Raw genomic sequence first — 22905 nt, 5'->3', positions numbered from 1 at the left:
GCTAGGTCCCTCTCCTCCTGAGCGGAGCCGGGGGCGGCGACCAGCCGCCCCCGGAGCGCCCGCACCTTCCGGCTGCACTCAGGATGGCGCGAAGGGAGGCGCGGGCGGCTGGCGGGTTTACCAGGCAGGTCCGCCCAACGCCATCCTCAGGGTGCGGCCGGTTACTTCACGATCTTGATGTACTTGAGCCAGGACCCTGCCGCTGCCGTCGGGAAATGGTAGACATCCTTCACGTACGGCTTGGTGACGAAGAAGCGCTGACCGTGGTAGATCGGCACGTGAGCTGCCTCTCGTATCAGGATCTCCTCCGCCTTGGCGTACTCCGCGGCCCGCGCATCCGGGTCGGTCATGGTCATCGCCTTGGCGACGATGCTGTCGAACTCGTCGTTCTTCCAGTGGGTCTTGTAGAAGTCCGCGTTCGACGCATAGAGCTGGTTGTGCCAGTTGCTCGGGTCGCTGTAGTCGGAGCCCCAGATCCCCATGTGCGCGTTGTATGGTTGGGTCTCCCGCGCGCTGCGCCACTCGACGTACGCACGCGGCTCCATCGGCTGGAGCTGGACGGTGATCCCAAGGTTCTGCTTCCACTCCTGCTGGAGGTACTGCGCGATGAGCGGCAGCGGCGACGTGTTGCGGTAGACCAGCGTGAAGTCCTCCGGCCAACCCTGTCCATTCGGGAAACCGGCCTCTGCCAGCAGGGACTTGGCCTTTTCGAGATCGCCTTCGAGCGCGGCGTCGGGGTTATGGCCGGGGATATCGTCGGGTAGGATCGTGGGCGCCGGCAGGTAGTAGTCCTTCAGGACGTCCTTGATCAGCGGTTCGCGCCGGAACCCGAGGGCCAGCGCCTGGCGCACCCGGATGTCGTTGGTCGGGGGATTCGAGCAGTCAAAGTGGATCTGCTCGGTGCTGGAGGTCGGGTACCCCTGCATCTCCTTGGAGAGGACCGGATCCTCACGCACCCGATCGTACTCGGAGCTCGGCACGAGCGCATGGTCGATCTCGTCGTTCTCGTAGGCCGGAAGGCCCTTCGCCGTCGCGTCGTCGTAGAGAATGAACTCTGCCCGGGTGAGCGTCGGCTTCTCTCCCCAGTAGTTGGGGTTCGGCTCGAAGACCATCAACTGGTCGTGCTTCCATTCAGTGAGGATGAATGGACCATTGACCACGATGTTCTCCGGCTCGAGCCACCGGTTGCCGACCTTTTCGATCACGTGCCGCGGAACGGGGTAGGCAGTCCAGGTTGCGGCGATGATTGGGAAGAACGGGGTGGGTTCCTTCAGGGTGACTTCAAAGGTGCTGTCATCGATCGCCTTGACGCCGAGCTCATCGGGAGGCAGCTCGCCCTTCGCGACCTCCTCGCCGTTCTGGATCGGATAGAAGATGGCCGCGTACTTCGAGGCGGTCTGCGGGTCCATCACACGCTTCCACGACCACTCGAAGTCCTTGGCTGTGATCGGGGTACCGTCGGACCAGACGACGCCCGGTCGCATGGTGAAGGTCCACTTCGAGCCGTCGCTGTTCGGCTCGTACTTCTCAGCCATGCTGGGGATGAATGATCCGTCTCGCGGGTCGATTACGACCAGCCCCTCAAACAGCTCGCTGAGACTCCAGGGGCTGCCCGTAATTCCCGGGTCGGCGTCCTCAGGCTCTTGCGAGGCATAGCGGAACACCTGCTCATCTGCGAGTTCGGCGTCGCCGCTGTCCCCCGATGCGGCAGGCGTGGTGCCCTGGCCGCCCGACCCTGCGCTCTCACCGCCGCCGGCTGATTGTGTCTCATCCGCTGATGGGGTCTCGTTCCCGCCTCCGCACGCGACCAGGAGCGCGGCCGCGCCCCCGACCACCGAGAGGGACAAGAGGCGGCGCCGTGAGATGACGCGTTCGCTGATGCGAGTCTCCTCACCCATCGACTGACTCCTCCTCTACGTGTGAACCGTCCTCAGCGGTTACCCGCCATTGCGGGACCTACTGCTTCATCCACGGGTCGAGTGCGTCGCGGAGGCCGTCGCCCACGAAGTTGAACGACAGGACCGTCAGCGACAAGGCGATAGCCGGTGACAACAGGATGTGCGGGTAGGACCGGAGTTGGCTTACGCCATCCGCGATCATCGATCCCCATGACGGGGTCGGGACGTTCACGCCCAATCCGAGGAAGCTGATACCGGCTTCACCCAGAATTGCTGCCGGGAGCCCGAGCGTCGTGGCTACGATGATGACCGCCAACGTGTTCGGGAGGAGGTGCCGCGTCATGATGCGCGCATCCGTCGCACCGATGGCCCGCGCTGCCTCCACAAACTCCTTGTTCCGGAGCGAGGTGATCTGACCACGGACCAGGCGAGACACCGTGAGCCAGGAGACAAGCCCGAGCCCGATGTAGACACCCAACAGGCCGCCGGTCGCGCGGTCGATCGACTTCAACGGCACCAGCAACCCGCTCGTCGCATGCTGAAACTGTGCCTTGAGGTAGGTCATGATGATGATGACGAACAGGAGGTTCGGAAAGGCGTAGAGCACATCGACGATGCGCATGAGCAGGGTGTCGATCTTACCGCCGAAGTAGCCAGCCACCAGGCCGACCGGCACGCCGATCGCCACGATCACCACCTGCACCACGACGCCCACCAGCAGCGACACGCGGGACCCGTAGATCAGGCGGCTCAGAATGTCGCGCCCCAACTGATCGGTTCCCAGCAAGTACGTGCTGTCTGGGCGCCTCGTGATCGCGGTCACATCCTGTACGTCGTAGGGATAGGGCGCGATTAGTGGCGCGGTGACGGCGACCACGACGAGCACGGCGATGTAGATCAGCCCCGCGAGTGCGACGCGATTGCGCCGGAAGCGGCGCCAGGCGTCGCGGTAGAGCGAGGCCGGCGGTGTCCGATCCAGCGCCGATACCAGCTTCACGCCGGCGTCTTCCGTTTCGCGTGCGCTCGGGCGCACGGCCATGATTCGCCACCCTTCCAGATCACTCCGTCAACCGCGTCAGTCGTACGAGATCCGCGGATCGAGCACGCCATAGAGGAGGTCGACCAGCAGGTTCATGACGCTGATCGCTACCGCGAATATCAGCGTGGTAGCCAGGATTACCGGATAGTCGCGGACGGCAATGCTGCGCACGAAGTAGCGACCGATGCCGGGGACGCCGCACACGGTTTCGACAAAGAACGAGCCGGTCGCCACGTTGGCAAACTGCAAACCCATGAGCGTGACCACGGGAATCAGGGCGTTACGGAGCCCGTGCCGGATGATCACCCGGCGCTCGTGCTGCCCCTTGGCTCGGGCGGTCCGAATGTAGTCGTGCCGCAAGACCTCAAGCAGGCTGGCCCGGGTGTACCGGGCGAGCGCCGCCGCGGGACCGAGGGCAAGCGCCAGCGCGGGGATGATGGCGTGCTTGCTGAACACCCCATCCCAGCCGCCGGTCGGCAGCCAATGCAGATACGAAGCAAAGACGAGGATCATGAGTGAGGCGATCACATAGGACGGCGACGAGACCCCCACGATCGCGCCGAAGGTGGCGAGGTAGTCCAGCGGCGTGTTCTGCTTTACGGCACCGATGGTGCCCGCGGTGATGCCGATCGCGGCTGCGATGAGCATTGCCACCACGCCCAGCTTGATCGAGACGGGCAGGAAGTCTTTGACGATGTCCGTCACATCCCGGCTTCGTTGTGAGTAGGATGGGCCGAAGTCCCCGCGGACTGCGTCAAGTAGGTAGTCCGTGTACTGACGCCACATCGGCTTGTCCAGCCCGTAGGCCCGGTTCAACGCGGCGATTGCCTCCTCGGATATGGGCTTGTCCCCGGTATCCCACGGCCCGCCCGGAGTGGCGTGGATGAGCAGGAACGTGATCGTGTAGACGCTGAGCAGGGTGGGAATCAGCAGGAGGAGCCGACGCACCACAAATCGTCCCACGAACGATCTCCCTCTCCCTTGCCGGAGGGCTGCGTGGCACACGCATGGCCGCAGCTACACCGAGCGATACCGCATGAGGAGACACCATCAGGGGAGCACGCGGTGCGCTCGCGAACGTGATGATCCGTTGGTCATGGGCATGGTAGCAGGATCGCTCATACCTGTAAAGGACCAGGATGAGGGGCGTGAAGATCAGACTGTAAGAACAGTGTTGGACACGTTTCATCGAGGACGCCTCTTGGGGTACGTCTGCGGGCGCCATTCCGCACAACGCTACGGTGCACCCCGCGACCTGATGCCGCACTGAATCCATCGCGAGCCCTGCTTCGCCTGTGGGCTCTGCTCGCGCAACGTAGGAGATGATCACAGTGTCTAGCGCGTCGCGCCGTTTCCCACCAGCAGGGAGACGGGGAGCGTCCGGAATGCGTGGGCGATGGGGATAGCCCAGCCTGCCGCGCTGGGCAGGGCGCGAAGTCGTTGCCCGGTCAGCGCATCACGCCACACGACTGGCGCGCCGGGCGGGAGCATGATGCACGTGTCTCCCCACGCTCTGCGGCCGATGGGTGGGGTCGCGCGCGGCCGAAGCGTCGCAACGAGTCGTGGCGCGATCGTGACGGCCCAGCGATCCTGGTGACGCCGCGCGAAGGCCACGAGGTGGGACGCCTGTTCCCCCTGGGGTTCGAGTGGCAGGTAGTCACGTGTCGCGAACAGGTCGGGGTCGGCGCGGCGGGTGGCCAGGGCACGTGCCAGCACCTTCAGCTTGATGCGCCCGTCAACCCCGTCGGCTAGACCGAGTGTTGACCGTCGTTCCGGTATTTCGCCGCGCCTTCCGCCGACCTCCTGCAGCATCTGGTTCAGGAGCCCGTAGTCAACGGGGCGTCGGTTGTCGGGGTCGGCCAGCGTCAGGTCCCAAACCTCGGTGCCGCGGTAGATGTCGGGAATTCCGGGCGCGGTCACGTGGAGCACGGCCTGGGCGAGCCCGGTGATGGCCCCGTAGGCCGCGATTCGGCGCGTGAAACGGACGAAGTCGGGGAGAAACCGGTTCTCCTCTCCGGGCGTGAGGATGGCGTCGACAAACCCCAGCACCGCTTCCTCGTGCTCGGGATTGGGCTGGAGCCAGCTCGTGGCGGCCTTCGCCTCTCGCATCGCCTTGCGCAGGTATGTGTCCAGCCGGTCGCGAAAGCTGGGAAGGTCGCCATCGGCGAGTGGCCAGGCGCCGACCAGCGTCTGATAGATAAACCACTCCTCGTTGGCATCGGGGACGGGACGGCCGCCGACGATCGGTTTCCACGGCTGGTTCCAGCGGCTCCAACGGCGTACCGCGCGTTCCCACTCGCGGGGCAACTCGGAGAGCGCGACGAGCCGGGCCCGCACCTCCGCGCCGCGCTTGGTGTCGTGCGTCGAGGTGGCGTTGAGACTGTGGGGCCACTCCGTGCGACGGTGGGCATTGAAGGCGTGGAAGGCGACAACTGGATCCCCGATTACGTCCGGGTTACCGCCGACCTCGTTGAGGGCGAGGAGCCGGTTGTAGACGTAAAAGGCGGTGTCCTCGACTCCTTTCGCTGTCACCGGTCCGGTCACCTGCTGCCAGTGGGCGACGAACTCGCGCCAGGCGTGGCGTTGCTCCTCGCTCAGTGTCGGCGGGTAGTCCAGCAGGAGCACCCGTCGGAGGAAGGCTAAGATCGGGGCGGGGATCGAGGGTTCGTCCCGTTCGGCGGCGGCGATCGCGGCGTCGACCCAGAGTGCGTGGTGTGGCGCCGTCCTGTCATGAGCGGAGTAGGTCCGGTAGACGGGCAGGCATGCCGTGACCGCGACCAGCGCCGCACGCAGTTCCTCGGGGCTCAGGTCTCGCGCGTGGCGGTCGTGCGCGGCGATCGATTCGAGTCGCCGCACGAGGCTCCGCATCTCCCCGGCGAAGAGGTCGTGGATGACACGGCGCTTCTCCCGCCGCGCGACATCATCGAACGACGCGTAGCCACCGGTGAACCGGCCGTAGCTGTTCCCGAGCTCGGCGAGCCCGTCGGGGTCAACGAAGACGGCCGTGAGGACATTGAGGAAGTCGTAGCCGGTCGTGCCCTCCACGGGCCAGTCCGGTGGCAGTTCTTCACCGGGTGCCAGGATCTTCTCAACGACGATATACGGCGAGGGAGCGCCGGCACGTTCGAGTCTCCGCCGCACGTAGCGCAGGTATCCGGCCGGGTCGCGGAGGCCGTCGACGTGGTCGACGCGCAACCCCTGGGCTTGTCCCTCCTGGATCAATCGGAAGATGAGCGTGTGGGTCGCCTCGACGACGGCCGGGTCTTCGGCCCGCACGGCGACAAGGTCGCTGATGTCGAAGAAACGCCGGTAGGTGGCTCGCTCGGCGGCGACCTTCCAGAAGGCAAGGCGGTACGGCTGCGCCTCGAGCAAGGCGTGGAGCCGATCGAACGACGCGGGATCACCCGGCGTGCCCTGTACCGTGGCGAGGCAGTCCTCGATCGTGGCGTGAGCGGTTCCTCCACCGGCGTAGAGGGACCAGAGGTTGTCGATGAGTGTCCGTGCCGCGGCCGTCCGCCGGGCATGGTCGGCGGCATCGAGCAAACCGATTGCCAGTGCGCGGGACGCGGTGGCGATCGCGGCGATCTGGTGGTATGCGTCGTCCGAGGCGGCCGAGCTGTCGAGATTAAGCACGAGGTGGTAGGTGCCAGGGTTCAGTGGGAAGCGGAGCCCATGGTAGTCGATGAAAAGACCGTCGGCATCCAGGCGGGGCTGCAAGGCGCCAGACTCAAGCGCCTGACCATACGGCTCACCGAGCATGGGCAGGAGGATCTTCTGCGGCTCGCCGGATGACGGATCCCGGCCGCGCCAGTCGATGGCAAAGTAGCCCGCGTACGGCGACGCTCGGCCCCATGTCAGCACGTCGGTCCACCACGGGTTCTCCGTGCTGGCGGCCATGTGGTTCGGCACGATGTCCAGGATCAGTCCCATCCCGCGGGCGTGTAGGGCGTCGACGAACGCCGCAAAGTCGGCTTCGGTTCCGAGTTCGGGGTTCAACCGGCTGGGGTCGACCACGTCGTACCCGTGGGTGCTGCCGCTCCGGGCGGCGAAGATGGGCGAGACGTAGACGTGGCTGATCCCGAGCCGGTCGAGGTAGGGGACCAGCGCGCGGGCCGCTGCAAAGCCGAAGTCACGGTTGAGTTGCAGCCGATAGGTCGCGGTCGGGACGGACGGCACCTCGCTCATGGCGCGTTCTCGGTGATCTCGCGCTGGTAGAGCACGGCAGCGCGCTGCGGTAGCGACACGGCCGTGGACTGGCCGGCGTCGACCATTTCGGGAGCAGGACTACCCGGCCCGCCCCACGTAGGTTCGGCGGTGTCGAGCCGCTTGTGCCAGGCGCCACCTGCAACCGGGAGCGGAACCGCTGCGGAGTGGTCGTCGAAGTTCAACGCCAGGATCGTCGCATCCGACCCGTGCCAGCGGTGCACGAAGAGCACCTGAGCCGGCCGGGCCACCGTCACCTCCATGGTGTCCCGGCTCAGGTGCGCCAGAGACGGCAGTTCACATCGAAGTGTGAGCAGTTCGCGGTAGAGCGACCTAAGCTGCCCGTGCGGTTCGCGCTCAGCCAGTTCACGGCGCAGGCGTGAGGTGACGAAGAGTGCGGGATCCTGGGGATCGGGCGCGTCGCGGTCCCAGTGCTCGGCGAACTCCCGCTGTCGTCCCTCCCGGACGGCAGCCACCAGGTCCGGGTCGGTGTGGCTGGTGAAGTAGTGGAACGGGGTCGTCTCCCCGTACTCCTCGCCCATGAAGAGCAGCGGCACGTAGGGCGACAGGATCGTCGCCGCGGCGGCGAGGCGGAGCCCGTCAAACGAGGTCAGGGTAGCCAACCGCTCGCCGTCCACGCGATTGCCGACCTGGTCGTGGTTCTGGACGAAGACCACCAGTTGCTGCGCCTCCACGCCCGTGAGCGGGGCGCCGAAGCGGCGCCGGCGGCGCTGCGAGTACTGGCCGGAGTAGACGAAGCCGTCACGGTAGGCGCGAGCCAGGTCATCGATGGTGCCGAAATCACGGCGATAGGGGCTCCGCGCACCGGTCAGGAGCGCGTCGACGGCATGGTGGAAGTCGTCGTTCCATTGGGCGCTCAAGCCGTATCCACCGAGTAACGGCGGCCGGACGAGCCTCGGATCGTTCAGGTCGCTCTCCGCGATCAGGTGGACGCGCCGGTTGCGTCGCTCGGCCAGTTCGTGCACCGTTTCCGCTAACTCCTGGAGGAACGGATGCGCCGAGCGGTCGAAGATCTCATGGACCGCGTCGAGCCGCAGCGCGTCGATGTGGAGGGAGTCAATCCAGTAGCACGCGCTCTCGATGAAGTAGCGGCGAACCTCGTCGCTGTGCGGGCCGTCGAAGTTCAGCGCCGCACCCCACGGTGTGTGGTAGCGTTCGGTGAAGTACGGGCCGAAGTCGCCGAGGTAGTTGCCCTCGGGACCGAGATGGTTGTTGACGACGTCGAGGACCACCGCGAGGCCGCGCTGGTGACAGGCGTCGACGAGCCGGACCAGCCCCTCCGCGCCGCCGTAGCTGTTCTGGGCGGCGAAGGGGTGGACGCCGTCGTAGCCCCAGTTGCGGTCCCCTGGGAACTGGGCAACCGGCATGATTTCGACGGCGGTGATCCCGAGGTCGCGCAGGCCGTCGAGGTAGGGGATGACGCCGTCGAATGTCCCCTCGTCGCTGAATGTGCCCACGTGGAGCTCGTAGATGACGTACTCGCGGAGCGACAGGCCGCACCAACCCTGGTCGGTCCAGGGGAACCGGGAGAGGTCGATCACCTCCGACGGCCGATGGACGCCCTCTGGTTGGGAACGGGAGGCCGGGTCGGGTCGCTCGACGGTGCCGTCGAGGACGAAGCTGTAGCGGGACCCGGGCCGGACATCGTCGACGGTGGCCGCGTGGTAACCGCGCGGCAGTGGCGAGAGGCGCACCTCACGTGGCGTCGGGCCGATCAGACGTACATCGACCGTGGTTGCGAACGGAGCCCAGACGAGGAAGTGGGTTCGGTTGTCGCCGAGATAGGTCGCTCCCAGCCCCGGCGCGGCGGGCCGGGTCATGACTGCGCCCCGTCGGGCGTGAAGAACACGGCGCCGAGCGGTGGGATGGTGATCGTGATCGATTGCGTGTAGCCGTGCGACGGGACCGGGTTGGCCGTGACGCCGCCGAGGTTCCCCTGGCCGCTGCCGCCGTACACAGTCGCGTCGCTGTTCAGGATCTCCCGCCAGCGGCCCAAGTGCGGCACGCCGATGATGTAGTTGTGGCGTGGCACGGGGGTGAAGTTGAAGGCGGCGACGATCTCGTTTCCCTCAGCCCGTCCCCTGCGGAGGAATGTCACCACGCTCTGCTCCGCGTCGTTGGCGTCGATCCAGGCAAAGCCCTCCGGGTCGAAGTCGCGCTCGTGCAAGGCCGGCAGCTCCCGGTACAGTCGGTTGAGATCCTCGACCAGCCGCTGGATGCCCTGGTGAGGTGCGTACTGGAGCAGATCCCACTGGACGCTGGCGTCGTGGTTCCACTCCTGCCACTGCCCGAACTCTCCACCCATGAAGAGGAGCTTCTTGCCCGGTTGGGCCCACATGTAGGCCAGGAGCAGGCGGAGGTTGGCGAACTTCTGCCAGTCGTCGCCCGGCATCTTCCCCAGCAGTGAGCCCTTCCCGTGGGTCACCTCGTCGTGCGACAGGGGGAGCACGAAGTTCTCGGTGAAGGCGTAGATCATCCGAAAGGTCAGCTCGTGGTGGTGGTAGCGCCGATGGATCGGGTCGCGGGCCATGTAGCTGAGGGTGTCGTGCATCCAGCCCATGTCCCACTTCATGCCGAAGCCGAGGCCGCCGACGTAGGTCGGGCGAGAAACCATGGGCCAGGCGGTTGACTCCTCGGCGATGGTCTGCACATCGGGATAGTGCCGGTAGACCTCTTCGTTCAGGCGACGCAGCAGGCTGATCGCCTCCAGGTTCTCCCGGCCGCCGTGCTCGTTGGGGATCCACTCGCCGGGTTTGCGGGAGTAGTCGAGGTAGAGCATGGAGGCGACGGCGTCCACGCGCAGGCCGTCGACGTGATAGCGATCGAGCCAGAACAGGGCGTTGCTCAGGAGAAAGCTGCGAACTTCGTTCCGACCGTAGTTGAAGATGTAGCTGTTCCAATCGGGGTGGAACCCCTTGCGCGGGTCCGCGTGCTCGTACAGGTGCGTGCCGTCGAAAAAGGCGAGCCCAAAATCGTCGGTGGGGAAGTGGGACGGCACCCAGTCGAGGATCACGCCGATGCCGTGCTGGTGCAAATAGTCCACCAGGAACATGAAGTCCTGGGGGGTGCCGTAGCGGCTCGACGGGGCGAAGTAGCCGGTGATCTGGTAGCCCCATGATCCGAAGAAGGGGTGCTCCATCACCGGCAGGAATTCGACGTGCGTGAAGCCCATGCGGGTCACGTAGTCGGCGAGCCGGGGTGCCAGCTCGCGGTAGCTCAGCGAGCGGTTTCCCTCCTCGGGGACGCGCATCCAGGAGCCGAGGTGGACCTCGTAGATCGCGATCGGCGCGTCTAAGGCATTGCGTGCGCCGCGCGTCGTCATCCACTCCTGATCGCCCCAGGTGTAGTCGAGATCCCAGACGATCGATGCCGTCTTGGGTGGGACCTCGGCGAAGAAGGCGAACGGATCGGCCTTATCGACCTCATAGCCGTGGTAGTGCGAGACGATGTGGTACTTGTAGAGGGCACCGTGCCCGACTCCGGGGATGAATCCCTCCCAGATTCCCGACTGCTCGCGCGGACGCAGGAGATGACGGGTGGGGTCCCAGTCGTTGAAATCGCCGATCACGGCGACGCGCTCGGCATTGGGCGCCCAGACCGCGAAGTACGTACCAGGTACGTCCCCCACGACCATTGGATGCGCGCCGAGGTGCTCGTACAGGCGCAGGTGGGAGCCCTCGTTGAAGAGGTAGAGGTCGTCGGCGCTCAGCAGCGATGGGCTGGCTGCCGGCGACGGCCCTGCCGCGGAGGGCAAGGACGTCGATCGCCGGTCGATCTCGTTTGGCACGGTGTCTCCCCTCCTGCACGCGGCGCCTTCGGGCCGGCCCCCACTCTGCCGCATGACCGAGAGGAGGCCGACTCCGTCGATCATCCATCCACCGTCCCGGCTGGCGCAGGCTCCGTGCCAGCTTTCTTGTCAGTGCTCCGGCACGGCCGATCTGCTCAGGATCGCCAGGATGCCCGCTAGCGGGATCCGTAGCCAATCGGGCCGGTTGTTCAACTCGTAACCGACCTCGTAGACAGCCTTCTCCAGCAAGAAGGCGTCGAGCAAGACTTCCAGGTGGTGGCGGTCGGATGGGACGAACTCGGCACCGTCGGCGGTGCTGAGGTAGCCCCGGAGGAAGGAGACCGCGACCCACTGGTACCAGAATTGGGCGGCCGGCTCCAGCGTGACGAGGTCCGCATCGCGCACGATCCCCTGGTCCTGGGCGCGGAGCAGCGCGGCGTGGGTGGCGTAGTGGAACGAGCGCAGCATCCCGGCGACGTCGGTGATCGCCGATCGCTTGCGGCGCCGCTCGCTGATCGGACGGGCCGGTTCGCCTTCGAAGTCGATCATCACGAAGTCGTTGCCGGTATAGAGCACCTGCCCGAGATGGAAGTCACCGTGGATGCGGATGCGGGCGCCGGAGAGGCGCTCGCTCCGCACCGCGTGGAAGCGCTGGAGGATCTCCTGCTCCGCGGCGAGGACCGCACGCGCCTCCTCCTGCAGCGGCTGCTCCAGGGCGTGCACGCGTCGGCGGAGGGTCTCGAAGACCTGCAAGGTGAGCGTCCGCATCGACTGATAGAGCGAGCGCTGATCGAACACGGTCATCGGCTCCGGCGTGAAGGCCGGGTCCTGGGAGTTGCTGGCGAGAGCAAGGTGCATCTCCGCCGTGCGCTGGCCGAGGCGATGCGCGTCTGCCAGATAGCCTTCCAGGAGCGCATGGGCCTCCTCCGGCGCCTCGGTGTCGGCCAGGTCCAAGAGGGTCTCGGCACGCACCGGCATGCTGGAAAGCTCGGTGGGTACGGTGAGCGCGCGCTCGAAAAATCGTCCAAGTGAATCCAGGGTGTAGGTCCAGGCATCGCCCTCGTTCGGCACGAAGCCCTGCAGCAGGGCAAGACTCATTGGCTCTCCACCCTTGCGCCGGTACTCGATAGACCCGGCGAAGGGCGGGGTGTTCGGGAACCGGCGTGCGGTCAGGTAACGGTTGATTTCGAGGTCCGGGTTCACTCCGGGATGGAGACGCCGGTACAGTTTGAGCACGAGGTGATCGCCGAAGACGATCGAGGTGTTGCTCTGCTCCGCGTTCATGACGCGCGGTTCGAGCGCGTCCCGCGAGACCTGGTACCGGCGCAAGTAGCTGGCGCGTTCGCCGACGATCTCCCCGGCCATTCCCTTGATGCGGCGACGGCCCGCGATCAGGTCGAGGAGGGTGTTGCCGATGCCGGGACGGACGAGAGCGTCGAACAGCAGCCATTCGGCACCGTTCCGGGCGCGAACACGGGCGGCGATGGCGTGCGGTGCTGTTTCCAGGATCTCCGAACTCTTCGACGAGTCCGCGGCCGACAACAGGAGCAGGTAGTGATCGGAGTCGCCTTCTCGGTAGTCGACCTGGGCGACGGCCGCATAGGTCGGCTCGTCTCCATTCTGCACCGGAATCACGTCGAGGATCACGGCTCCCTTGATCTTGCGCGCCTTCCCGCCGAACCAGCGCCGAGTCGGGAGGTAGGACGGCAGCACGTCTGCCAGCCGCTCCAGCCCGCGTCCCTCAAAGACTTCTCGCCAGTCGTGGGCGACAGTGATCGTTCGGCGTGTCTCCGGTTGCGTCGTGATCTCGATCCGGTCGCCCCCGACACGCTGCGGCTCCAGGATGAACCAGTAGAAGGAGTGGGGGCCGAGCGTGAGGAAGTAGGGTTGGTCGGTCACCGGTGGGAACTCGATGTGCCCGAACATCTCGACCGGCATGAACCCCTGGAACTCCGACAGATCGAGCTCCACCGCCTGGACGAAGCGGGACAGATTGGCGACGACCAGGATCTGCTCGTCCTCGTAGCGGCGGATGTAGGCGAGCACCTTCCGGTTTTCCGGGTACAAGAACTCGAGGCTGCCGCGCCCGAAGGCCCGGTACCGCTTGCGCAGGGCGATCAACCGCTTCATCCACCAGAGGAGCGAGTAGGGATTGTTCTGCTGAGCCTCGACGTTGACCGCTTCGTAGTGATACTCGGCGTCGACGATGACCGGGAGATAGAGCTGTTGCCGCTTGGCCTCGGAGAAACCGGCGTTGCGGTCGGCGGTCCACTGCATCGGCGTGCGGACGCCATCGCGATCGCCGAGGTAGATGTTGTCGCCCATCCCGATCTCGTCGCCGTAGTAGATCACCGGCGTCCCCGGGAGCGAGAAGAGCAGGCCGTTCATCAGCTCGATGCGGCGCCGGTTGTTCCCGAGGAGCGGTGCGAGGCGACGGCGGATGCCGAGGTTGATCCGCATCTGCGGGTCGTTGGCGTAGACGCGGTACATGTAGTCCCGCTCATCGTCGGTGACCATCTCCAGTGTCAACTCGTCGTGGTTGCGCAGGAACAGCGCCCACTGGCAGTTGTCGGGGATGGCGGGTGTCTGCGCCAGGATGTCGATGATGGGGAAGCGGTCCTCCATGCGCAGCGCCATGAACATCCGCGGCATGAGCGGGAAGTGGAAGGCCATGTGGCACTCATCGCCGTCGCCGAAATACTGGACGGCATCCTCGGGCCACTGGTTGGCCTCGGCCAGGAGCATGCGGTCGCTGAAGCGCTCGTCGATGTGCGCCCGCAACTCCTTCAGAAAGGCATGGGTCTCCGGTAGGTTCTCGCAGTTGGTACCCTCGCGCTCGTAGAGATAGGGGATGGCGTCGAGCCGGAGCCCGTCGATCCCCATGTCGAGCCAGAAGTCGAGAACGCGGAAGATCTCGCGGCGCACACGCGGGTTGTCGTAGTTGAGGTCCGGCTGGTGGCTGTAGAAGCGGTGCCAGTAGTAGGCCCCTGCCACCGGATCCCAGGTCCAGTTGGAGCGCTCAAAGTCCTTGAAGATGATGCGGGCGTCCCTGTACTTTTCCGGCGTGTCGCTCCAGACGTAGTAGTTCCGCCAGACACTGCCCGGCTTGGCGCGGCGTGCGCGCTGGAACCACGGGTGTTCGTCGGACGTGTGGTTGCAGACCAGCTCGGTTACGACATGGAGACCGCGCCGGTGCGCCTCACGCACGAAGCGACGGACATCGCGCAGCGTGCCGTAGTCGGGGTGAACGTTGGTGTAGTCGGCGATGTCGTAGCCGTCGTCGCGCAGCGGCGACGGGTAGAACGGCAGCAGCCAGATCGTGGTGACACCCAGATCCTGGATGTAGTCCAGCTTTTCGACCAGGCCCCGGAAGTCGCCGATGCCGTCCGCGTTGCTGTCGTAGAACGCGCGGACGTGCACCTCGTAGAAGATCGCATCCTTGTACCAGAGCGGCTCCCGCTCGAACAGCGGCTGATGCTCCCGTCGGCCGACCATGACCCGCGCAAACCCTCTCCGCTACGTGAAGTACTCGAAATCTCGCTCTGTCCGAAGTCGGCGCTTGACACGCAGGATGTGCGCGGGAACGCGGCTGGGATTCAACTCGACATAGTTCCAGGCACCCTGCCACAGATAGTATGCATCAGTCAGGAGATCGTGCACCTGATACGGCTGGTCCGGATCGAGGCCGAAGCGGTCGAGCGGTAGTTCGAGCCAGCCCGACTGGGTGTAGTGCGGATCCAGGTTCACGACCACCACGATGCTGTCCTCGCCCGGCGCGACCTTGGAGTACGCCAGGATCTGGTCGTTGTCGATGCGATGGAACTGAAGGCTCCGGTCCGATTGGAGTGCACGATGCTCGCGACGGATGCGGTTCACGCGCGCGATGAAGGGTCGGAGGCTGTCAGGCCGGTCGATATCCCAGTGGCGGATCTCGTACTTCTCGGAGTTGAGGTACTCCTCCTTGCCGGGCGCCACGGCCACGTGCTCCATCAACTCGAAGGCCGGGCCGTAGATCCCGTAACTGGCGCCGAGCGTGGCGGCCAGGACCAGCCGGCTCATGAAGGTGGGCCGTCCTCCGTGCTGCAACTGCTCAGTCAGGATGTCGGGCGTGTTCGGCCAGAGGTTCGGCCTGAAGTAGTCGCGCACGTCGGTCTGGGTCAACTCGGTGAAGTAGTCGATCAACTCCTGTTTGGTCGTCCGCCAGGCGAAGTAGGTATACGATTGCGAGAACCCGAGCTTGGCAAGCCGGTACATCACCTTGGGCCGGGTGAATGCCTCGGACAGGAAGATGACCTCCGGATAATCGCGCTTGATGCTGTCGATGAACCACTCCCAGAAGGCGAAGGGCTTGGTGTGCGGGTTGTCGACCCGGAAAATGCGGATGCCTTGCTCGATCCAGAAGCGTGCGACGCCGGCCAGCTCCTCCCACAGCTCGCGCCACGCCTCGCTCTCGAAGTCGAACGGGTAGATGTCCTCGTACTTCTTGGGCGGGTTCTCGGCGTACTGGATCGTGCCGTCCGGCCGCCAGCGGAACCACTCCGGGTGCTCGCGGACGTACGGGTGATCGGGTGATGCCTGGTAGGCGAGGTCGAGCGCGACCTCGATCCCGAAGTCCCGCGCACGCTCGATCAAACGGCGGAGGTCGTCGAGCGTCCCGAGCTCCGGGTGGATGGCTTTGTGGCCGCCCTCTTCCGCCCCGATCGCCCAGGGACTTCCTGGATCGCCCGGTTCGGCGACGACACTGTTGTTGCGCCCCTTACGCTTGGTGCGGCCTATGGGGTGGATCGGCGGCAGGTAGAGCACGTCGAAGCCCATCTCGGCGATGTACGGCAGCCGGGCCTCGACATCGCGCAACGTTCCCGGGCGGCCCGGCTCGGGTGACGCCGAACGGGGAAACATCTCGTACCAGGTGCTGAACCGCGCGCGCTCCGGCTCGACGACCACGGTCAGGCCCTTGTCATAGAGGGTGGCGAAGCGTGTGTCGGGGTAGCGGGTCGTGAGCGCTGCCAGCTCCGGGTCAAGTGCGGTCTGTGCGCGCTCCGCTAGGGGTTTTTCCGCGCGCAGTGCCGCGGCGGCGGCGCGGAGCCGGGCCGCATCGGCCTGCGGGGCACGGGCTGCTGCCGCGTCGATCAGGTCCGCCCCGATGAGGAGGTCGATCGAGACATCCTGGCCGGCTTCGAGCTTGCGCTGGAGCCCGTGGTGCCAGGTCTTGAAGTGATCGACCCACGCGCGTAGGGCGTAGTGGTAGCGTCCGAGTCGGGTGACGACGAACTCACCGCGCCAGCGGTCGTTGACCAGCGGCTCAAGCGGTGTCTCAGCCCACTCCTCGTCATCGGCATGCCGGTACAGGAGCACGGCGGAGATCAAATCGTGCCCGTCGGTGAAGATGTCGGCCTCCACCTCGACCGGCTCGCCCACCACGCGCTTGATCGGGAAGCGACCGCAATCGATCTCCGGATGAACGCCTTCGATCACGACGCGCTGGCGTCCGGTTGCGTCCAGCGTCCGAGCGTCGCCACGGTTGGGCCGTGCACGAGCGGTCATCGCGATGCGGCTCCTCTCTCATCGAGGTGCGCTCGGGAGCGAGCGGCTGGTGAGAGCGGGGAAAGGGAAGTTTGCGAGCCGCCCGTCCCCCTCCGGCCGCCGCGCGGGACTGCAAGTCGTGTACCGGTGCGGATGCCTCGGGCGCCGGCACGGCGCACCGAGCACCCCGACCGGATGTGGCGGGGGCGCATGGGAGTCGAACCCACCCGCGAGGCTCGTCACCCCGCGCACTGATTTTGAAGACCAGGCGGGCCACCGGGCCCGATCCGCCCCCAAAACGCTGCGTGAGCGGCTCGGCAGCCAAGTATAGCAGGCAGCCTCGCACCGGCGGGTCCGCGCGGTGCGGACACGGCCCGGGCCGCTACCGTCCTCGTGGTCGTCGCCGTGCGTAGGCGTTTTCCAGGAGATAGTCGATGTCTTCGTTGGTGAACAAGTACGTTTGCGGAACCCCGAAAGTCGTGTCGGACCGCGAGTCGACCGCCGCGTACGCCTTGATCAAGAAGCCCTCCGGCGTCTCGATCAGGGCGATACGCGTGAACCGGTTCTCATCCAGGTAGTGACCGATGGCGCGCAACGTGTCCTCGTAGCGGACACGCCGCGTTCCAGTGTGGTCGAGCATCCTCGTCCCCCTCCGTCGCTAACCCAAACCCCCATTCTGTGCCACAGGCGGTCACCGGAGCCGGTGGAACTCGTAGAAGCCCGGGTGGTGTTCCGTGGGATCAACCGCCACGTCGACGACCGCCGGCTGCCCCGCTCGGTTGGCATCACGAGCGGCCTGGAGTGCCGCGTCGAGATCCTCCGCGCGCTCGACGCGCACGGCCCAGCAGCCGGCTGCGCGGGCGACGGCGACAAAGTCGAACGTCGCCGTGAACTCGGTCGCGATGACCCGTCCACCGAGGGCCGTCTGTTGGGTCCAGCGGGGCCAACCCAGCGCTCCATCGTTGAACACGACCCACGTCACCGGCGCCTTCTCCTGCACCGCGGTGACGATCTCGTGCATCCCCATCTGGAAGGCGCCGTCGCCGGTCGTGCAGACGACCTGGCGATCGGGCCGCGCCAGCTTCGCGCCGATCGCTCCCACGACGCCGAGGCCCATGACCGTCTGCTCCGCAGGGGGCACGACGCAGCCGGCGTCCTTGACCTGATAGTAGGGCCAGTAATACGCCGCCAGATCCTGCGCGCCGTTTTCCAGCACGAGGATGGTGTTGTCGCCGAAGACCCGGTTCACGCTGTGGACGATGCGCTTCCCCTTCACCGGGCTGGAATCGTCTTGGGCGTCCTCGGCGGCCCGGGCTATGGCCTCGGCTCGGCGTGCGCGCAAATCCTCGACGCGAGCCATGTCGGCGCGAAGGCCGCGGCGGGTTGCGCCGCGCAATAGGGCGTCGAGCGCCAGCGCGGCGTCGCTTTGAATGGCGACGTCGGGCACCCAGTTGCGACCCAGTTCGAACGGGTCGATGTCAATCTGGATGAAGCGCGCACCCTCGGGGAAGTAGTGCCAGACGCCGGACTGGAACTCCTCCATGCGCGAGCCGACTGTGATCAGCAAGTCGGCCTCTTGGTACACCGCCTTGGGAAACTCGGTGCGGTAGAGTCCCACGCTGCCGCAGAAGAGCGGGTGATCCTCCGAGATGATCCCTCGCCCGGCCGGTGTCACGAGCACGGGAATCCCGAGGGCATCGGCAATGCCCTCAACCTCAGCCGTCGCTCGGGAGAGGACCGCACCCCCGCCGCAGACGAGCACCGGTCGCGCCGCCTGCTCGATCAGGTCGAGTGCCGCCTCGATACGCTCGGGATCGGGCGCGGGGCGAACACTGCGATCGGCAGGCTGGTACGGCGTGGGCTCTACCTCCTCCAATGCGATGTCGGCGGGGATCTCCACGTAGACGGGGCCGGGTTTCCCGGTGGTCGCAATGGAGATCGCGCGGCGGATCGTCCAGGCGACCCGGTCCGCCCGTTCGACAGTGACGGCCCACTTGGTGATGGGCGTCATCATGCCGACGTGGTCGGCTTCCTGGAAGGCACCCATCCCCTCGGTGCGCGTGCTGGCGCGCACGCCCAGGGCGAGCACGGGGATGCACCCCGAATAGGCCTCCAGGATACCAGGCACGAGGTTGGCGACGCCCGGGCCCGGGCACCCGAAGCAGCAGCCGACCTGCCCGGAGACGCGTGCGTACGCCATCGCCATGAAGGCTCCCGATGTCTCGTGGCGGACGAGGACCGGCCGGACGTGCTGCGCGTCGTAGAGCGCGTCGTAGAGGTGCTTGGCGCCGCCGGGGAGACCGAAAACGAACGGGATCCCCTCGGCTTCGAGCGCCGCGACCACCTGCTGCCACGCGTTGACCTTCACCAGCTCTCCCCTTTCGTCCCCTCCCGCGGCCGGGCAGGGCGCACTGCGAGGCCGGTCGGGTGTCCCACTGGGGTTGGTGCCGTGCGTGTCGGGTGCATGCCCGGCGCACCGGGTTTCAGCGAGTTGTGGCTATTGTGGTGGGCGGGCGAGTTCGGTGCAAGTACAATTGCTGAATCTGATTGCGTCCGCGGAGGGATGGTTTACGGGAAGCCTGTGCTACCTGCGCGTGTTGATGAGCTAGAACGGGTCCGACTCGAACTCGAGCTGCGCCGCCGAACGTTGGCACTCGAGCAACTCCGGGCACTGCTGACTGAGGAGGAAGCGGCCCAGGAGGAGCTGCGTCGCCGCATCGAGGATCGACTGGGGCCGCTGCGGCGGGAGATCGAGCGTCTCAAGGCAGAGCTCGAGCGGCTGGACCAGCGGCTCCAGCGGCTGCAGTTCGCGCGGCAGTCACTCAGCGACGAAGAATTGGATCGCGAGGAGGAGAACTTCCGGGCCGAGGAAGCGGCCTGGTGGGCCGAGTGGCGCCACCGGCGCGCCGAGCGTCAGACCCGGCGTGGCGAGGTGGTGAACCGGAACGGCCACGACGACATCACCCTGCGCCAGCTCTACCGCACGCTGGCGCGGCTCGTCCATCCCGACCTGGCCCGCGACCCGGCCGACCGCTCGCGGCGGGAAGCCGTGATGCGCCTCGCCAACTCAGCGCGCGAGGCGGGCGACCTGGACCAGTTGCGGCGCCTCCTCGCCATCTGGGCGCGGCCGGACGAGGGCGAATGGCCGCGTGATGTCGAGGTGCTCCGGGCGCGAGTCGGGCAGCGGCAGGTCGAGATCGGGGAGGTACGCCGCCAGCTCAACGATCTCCGGCGGCAGCCGATGGGCCGCCTGTTACGCCGGGGTGACCTCGAAGTCCACCGCTACCTGCGAGCCGAAGAGGTGCGGCTCAATCGGGAACTGGCCATGCTCCGGCTCCGCCGGCGACGGGCGTTGCGGCAACTTGAGGAGCGCCGTCGCGAACTCGGCGTCTCGGCAGCCGAGTAACGCCGCGCTCCCCGGTAAGTGTTCCGGCGCTCCACTGTGCGCCCAGTTTCGCGCTTCGCTGCTATGCTTGGGGCGTAGCGGCCGACGGGCGATCGATCCCGGGTGGCCGGCAGTGGAAGGAGCGAATGGCACCCGTGAGCCGACGTGCGGCGGCGAGCGGCCCTGGCGCCTGGCGTTGGCGCGGTAAGGGACCGTCCATGCGGGCGGTCGAGGGTAACGTCGTATCCGAAAAAGTTCCCGGCGGGTCACTTATCGCGGCGGTGCTCGACCGCGAGTTGATGGCATGGAGCGACCGCGGTGGCGCGAGCCGCTATCTGGGGGAACGCTGGTCCGAGCAATGCACCGTCGCGCTCGAAGAGGCTGTCGGATCTGAGGTGCCGGTACCGCGTGGCCGCCCGTTTACCCTTCACGCGGTAGTCCGGCTCGATGAGAACCCAGAGATTGCGATCCAGGCCGGTCGCCACAAGCTCGTCAACCCCGACTTCGTGCTCTACGGCAGCCGTGACGGGGAGGAGCACATCCTCCAATCCGCCGATGCCAAGTTCGCGGTCGACACCATCCGTTCCCCGCAGGTGAGCGCGGCGGCCCTCGAGGCCCTGCTGGCGGTCGAAGGGGGCCTGGTTGGTGCCGCCATCGAGGCCAAGCTGGGCGGCCCTATCGGCGACCCGTACCGGGTCGAGCAGGGCGTGTTCCTCAGCCCGATCAGCCCGCTTACCGATTATTTCCTGCCGCGCGTGACGTCCGGCCCGGGTGCGCCGGTCGATCCGCAGGAGGTCATCCTGCTGCCGGTGGACCCGGTGGCCATGTTCACCGGCCTGCCGATGACGCGGCTGATCGGTATCCTGGCCCGCATCGACCGGCTCCCGGTCAGTCCGCGGGAGAACATCCTGTCGGCGGTGTATTACTTCCGCCTCGCCTGTGCCTGCGCGTGGATGTGGGTCGAGGAGCACACGCCGCTGCTCAGCAATGACCCGCCGCCCGAGGTCGATCCCACGGGCCTGGCTGATGAGGCCAGTCGCCGCGTCCGGGGCGCACACACCGCGTATGAGGTTGTCGAGGGGTGGTACGAGACTGTCGAGCGGGTCTCGCGGTCCCGGCAGGAGGTCCGCTCAATGGCGGTGATGCCGGTGCGGATGCGCGAGCTCCGCGCCATGCTTGAAGCGGCAGGGCTCGGCGAGGATCGAGGCGCCGTGCGCCGAGTGCGTGGCGCGCTCGAGCGGCGGTACCGTACGCGATTGGTGGAGACCGTCGGGGAGATCCCGGCGCGGCCGAACCGGTCGTTGGCCGCCATTCTGGAGGACGTTGCCAACGCCAGCCGCGGGCTCTATCCGGAGCTGCGTCGCCTGGCTGCCGAGCTCGTCGAGCGCGAGGCTGCCGAGGCACGCGGCGATCAGTGACGTGAACCGGCCATCGCCGCGCGCCGGTCAGTCCAGGTGCATGACCTCGGTCGCGACGTCGGCCAGGTAGCCCGCTTGCAGGTTCCCTTCGATAAAGCGGATAACCGTCTGCATCGTGTCGTCGACGTGACGCGACGAGTTTGAGAGGCAGACGAAGGCGACGGTGGCAACCTGCCAGGCGTCCTGATCTGCCACCTCGGCGATCGACACGTTGAAACGCGCTCGCACTCGTTCGGTGAGTGAGCGCACGACGCGGCGCTTCTCCTTAAGCGAGTGCGCTTCCGGCATCTCGATCGTCAGGTGGCAGATCCCTAACACCACAGCGTTCTGCGCTCCACGGTCTAGATGACGTTGTGCTCCTGCGAGGGGCGTCCCTCGCGGAAGCGGCTCGGGGCGAACGCGGAGATGTCGACGGTCGTGGCACGGCCTTCGGTGATAAGCTCTGCCATGCACATGCCGACCGCCGGTCCCTGCATGAACCCGTGTCCGCTGAACCCCGCTGCCACCGCCAGGCCCTCGACCTCGTCGATCCAACCCAGGAGCGGGTTGTCGTCGGGCGTGATCTCGTAGAACCCGGCCCAGCCCCGCATGACACGCGCCTCCTCGAAGGCCGGTGCCCGAGCGCACAGCGCCTCGACGGTCCGCAGCATCCACTCGTCGTCCACCGTCTTGTTGAAGCCGGGCGGATCGTCCGGGTTGGCCATGCCGAAGAGGAAGCCGTGGCTCTCCGGGTGGAAATACAGGCCGGAGCGGAATTCGATGGTCATCGGGACGCTTGCCGGAACGGCGTCGAACGGCTCGGTGATGAAGCTCATCCGCCGGTAGGGCAGTATCGGAATGTCGACACCGGCGAGTTCACCCACTCCTCGGGAGTATGGACCGGCGCAGATGATGGCCAGCGGCGTCGAAATCACCTCATCGCCCGCGCGAACGCCGCGGACGCGGCCGCTGTCGATCACGAAGCCGGTCGCCGCGGTCTCCTCGCGGATCTCCACGCCGAGCTGGCGGGCGGCACGGGCGATGCCGGTCGTAGCCGAGTAGGGATCGGCCCAACCGTCACGCGGGCAGAACGTGGCTCCCAGCACGTCGTCCACGCGCACGGCCGGATTGAGCGCGCCGATCTCCGCCGGGTCTAGCCAGCGCACCGGCACACCCAGACTCTGCTGGAGCGCGGCATTGGCCCGGAAGGTCTGAACCTCGTCTTCCGTGGTCAGGAGGAACAGATACCCCTGCTGGCGCAGTCCAATCTCGGTGCCGAACAGCTCCGGGAAGTTTTCCCAGACATCCAGGCTGACCTGCGCCAGCCGGATATTGGTCTCGGTCGAGAATTGGAGCCGGATGCCCCCGGCCGCGTCGGCGGTCGCGCCCCGGGCAATCTGATCCTGCTCCAGGACGACGATGTCTTTCACGCCCCGGGACGCGAGGTAATAGGCGATGCTGCATCCCATGATCCCCGCGCCGATGATGACTGCTTCCGCCGTGCGCGCCATCCGGTTGTCCTCCCTCTCCGCAGCGCCCTTGGACCATCCGCCGCCGCAGTATAGCAGAGCAATACTGGCGACCTGGTCGGCACCCGCTGCGTGTAGAGCATGGTAGAGTGAGCCGGGATGAGCGCGATCGCGCTGCGGGTT

Annotated in this window: 14 protein-coding genes and 1 tRNA gene; 2 read left to right on the top strand and 13 right to left on the bottom strand. The window is 66.5% G+C overall.

All coding sequences use genetic code 11. From position 1 onward, the window contains the following. Positions 1–161 precede the first annotated feature (161 nt). The 11 genes from IRZ30_RS01490 to IRZ30_RS01440 form a co-directional block, all read right to left on the bottom strand. Positions 162–1898, bottom strand: a complete 1737-nt coding sequence (locus IRZ30_RS01490; protein ID WP_294082154.1) for a peptide ABC transporter substrate-binding protein — start codon at positions 1896–1898, stop codon at positions 162–164. Positions 1899–1956: 58 nt separating this feature from the next. Then, the gene (locus IRZ30_RS01485) at positions 1957–2937 is read right to left on the bottom strand and encodes an ABC transporter permease (protein ID WP_294082153.1); all 981 of its coding nucleotides are present in this window, start codon (positions 2935–2937) and stop codon (positions 1957–1959) included. Between the two features lie 36 nt (positions 2938–2973). Continuing rightward, complete coding sequence (locus IRZ30_RS01480; protein ID WP_294082152.1) at positions 2974–3900, bottom strand: ABC transporter permease; 927 nt, start codon at positions 3898–3900, stop codon at positions 2974–2976. A gap of 372 nt (positions 3901–4272) precedes the next feature. After that, positions 4273–7122 carry a malto-oligosyltrehalose synthase gene (gene treY, locus IRZ30_RS01475; protein WP_294082151.1) on the bottom strand — a complete coding sequence of 950 codons (2850 nt, stop codon included), beginning with the start codon at positions 7120–7122 and terminating at the stop codon, positions 4273–4275. Then, on the bottom strand, positions 7119–8981 hold the full coding sequence (gene treZ / locus IRZ30_RS01470; protein WP_294082150.1) for a malto-oligosyltrehalose trehalohydrolase: 1863 nt from the start codon (positions 8979–8981) through the stop codon (positions 7119–7121). The genes treY and treZ overlap by 4 nt, the downstream gene beginning before the upstream one ends. Then, positions 8978–10936 carry a 1,4-alpha-glucan branching protein GlgB gene (gene glgB / locus IRZ30_RS01465; protein WP_366945305.1) on the bottom strand — a complete coding sequence of 653 codons (1959 nt, stop codon included), beginning with the start codon at positions 10934–10936 and terminating at the stop codon, positions 8978–8980. Before glgB ends, treZ begins: the two co-directional genes overlap by 4 nt. A gap of 141 nt (positions 10937–11077) precedes the next feature. Next, entirely contained in the window at positions 11078–14443 is a 3366-nt protein-coding gene (gene treS / locus IRZ30_RS01460; RefSeq protein WP_294082148.1) for a maltose alpha-D-glucosyltransferase, read from the bottom strand. A 21-nt stretch (positions 14444–14464) separates the two neighbouring features. Further along, on the bottom strand, positions 14465–16492 hold the full coding sequence (locus tag IRZ30_RS01455) for an alpha-1,4-glucan--maltose-1-phosphate maltosyltransferase (protein WP_294082147.1): 2028 nt from the start codon (positions 16490–16492) through the stop codon (positions 14465–14467). A 177-nt stretch (positions 16493–16669) separates the two neighbouring features. Then, positions 16670–16766: transfer RNA gene (locus tag IRZ30_RS01450), tRNA-Sec, on the bottom strand. Positions 16767–16853: 87 nt separating this feature from the next. Further along, a complete protein-coding gene (locus IRZ30_RS01445) occupies positions 16854–17111 on the bottom strand; it encodes a hypothetical protein (RefSeq protein WP_294082146.1) in 258 nt (85 codons plus the stop codon). 51 nt (positions 17112–17162) lie between these two features. Then, a complete protein-coding gene (locus IRZ30_RS01440; RefSeq protein ID WP_294082145.1) occupies positions 17163–18839 on the bottom strand; it encodes a thiamine pyrophosphate-binding protein in 1677 nt (558 codons plus the stop codon). A 279-nt stretch (positions 18840–19118) separates the two neighbouring features. On the opposite strand from IRZ30_RS01440, the gene IRZ30_RS01435 reads away from it, so the two are divergent. Together IRZ30_RS01435 and IRZ30_RS01430 are read left to right on the top strand one after the other, a co-directional pair. Further along, entirely contained in the window at positions 19119–19877 is a 759-nt protein-coding gene (locus IRZ30_RS01435; RefSeq protein WP_294082144.1) for a molecular chaperone DnaJ, read from the top strand. Between the two features lie 134 nt (positions 19878–20011). Next, complete coding sequence (locus IRZ30_RS01430; protein WP_294082143.1) at positions 20012–21274, top strand: hypothetical protein; 1263 nt, start codon at positions 20012–20014, stop codon at positions 21272–21274. Positions 21275–21301: 27 nt separating this feature from the next. Here the strand turns inward: IRZ30_RS01430 and IRZ30_RS01425 are convergent, their stop codons facing one another. Then, positions 21302–21592, bottom strand: a complete 291-nt coding sequence (locus tag IRZ30_RS01425) for a DUF503 domain-containing protein (RefSeq protein WP_294082142.1) — start codon at positions 21590–21592, stop codon at positions 21302–21304. A gap of 23 nt (positions 21593–21615) precedes the next feature. Then, complete coding sequence (locus IRZ30_RS01420; RefSeq protein ID WP_294082140.1) at positions 21616–22764, bottom strand: FAD-binding oxidoreductase; 1149 nt, start codon at positions 22762–22764, stop codon at positions 21616–21618. Between the last annotated feature and the right edge of the window lie 141 nt (positions 22765–22905).

It is taken from the genome of Sphaerobacter sp., from assembly GCF_019683595.1.
Taxonomy (GTDB): domain Bacteria; phylum Chloroflexota; class Chloroflexia; order Thermomicrobiales; family Thermomicrobiaceae; genus Sphaerobacter.
The sequence above is the reverse complement of the archived record's forward strand: the minus strand, read 5'-3'. Positions and strand labels throughout refer to the sequence as shown.

Bases quoted from the DNA above. Each gene is read 5' to 3' on its own strand.
- IRZ30_RS01485 (WP_294082153.1), bottom strand. From the start codon at position 2,937: ATGGCCGTGCGCCCGAGCGCACGCGAAACGGAAGACGCCGGCGTGAAG.
- IRZ30_RS01490 (WP_294082154.1), bottom strand. From the start codon at position 1,898: ATGGGTGAGGAGACTCGCATCAGCGAACGCGTCATCTCACGGCGCCGC.
- IRZ30_RS01455 (WP_294082147.1), bottom strand. From the start codon at position 16,492: ATGACCGCTCGTGCACGGCCCAACCGTGGCGACGCTCGGACGCTGGAC.
- treS (WP_294082148.1), bottom strand. From the start codon at position 14,443: ATGGTCGGCCGACGGGAGCATCAGCCGCTGTTCGAGCGGGAGCCGCTC.
- treY (WP_294082151.1), bottom strand. From the start codon at position 7,122: ATGAGCGAGGTGCCGTCCGTCCCGACCGCGACCTATCGGCTGCAACTC.
- treZ (WP_294082150.1), bottom strand. From the start codon at position 8,981: ATGACCCGGCCCGCCGCGCCGGGGCTGGGAGCGACCTATCTCGGCGAC.
- IRZ30_RS01420 (WP_294082140.1), bottom strand. From the start codon at position 22,764: ATGGCGCGCACGGCGGAAGCAGTCATCATCGGCGCGGGGATCATGGGA.
- IRZ30_RS01445 (WP_294082146.1), bottom strand. From the start codon at position 17,111: ATGCTCGACCACACTGGAACGCGGCGTGTCCGCTACGAGGACACGTTG.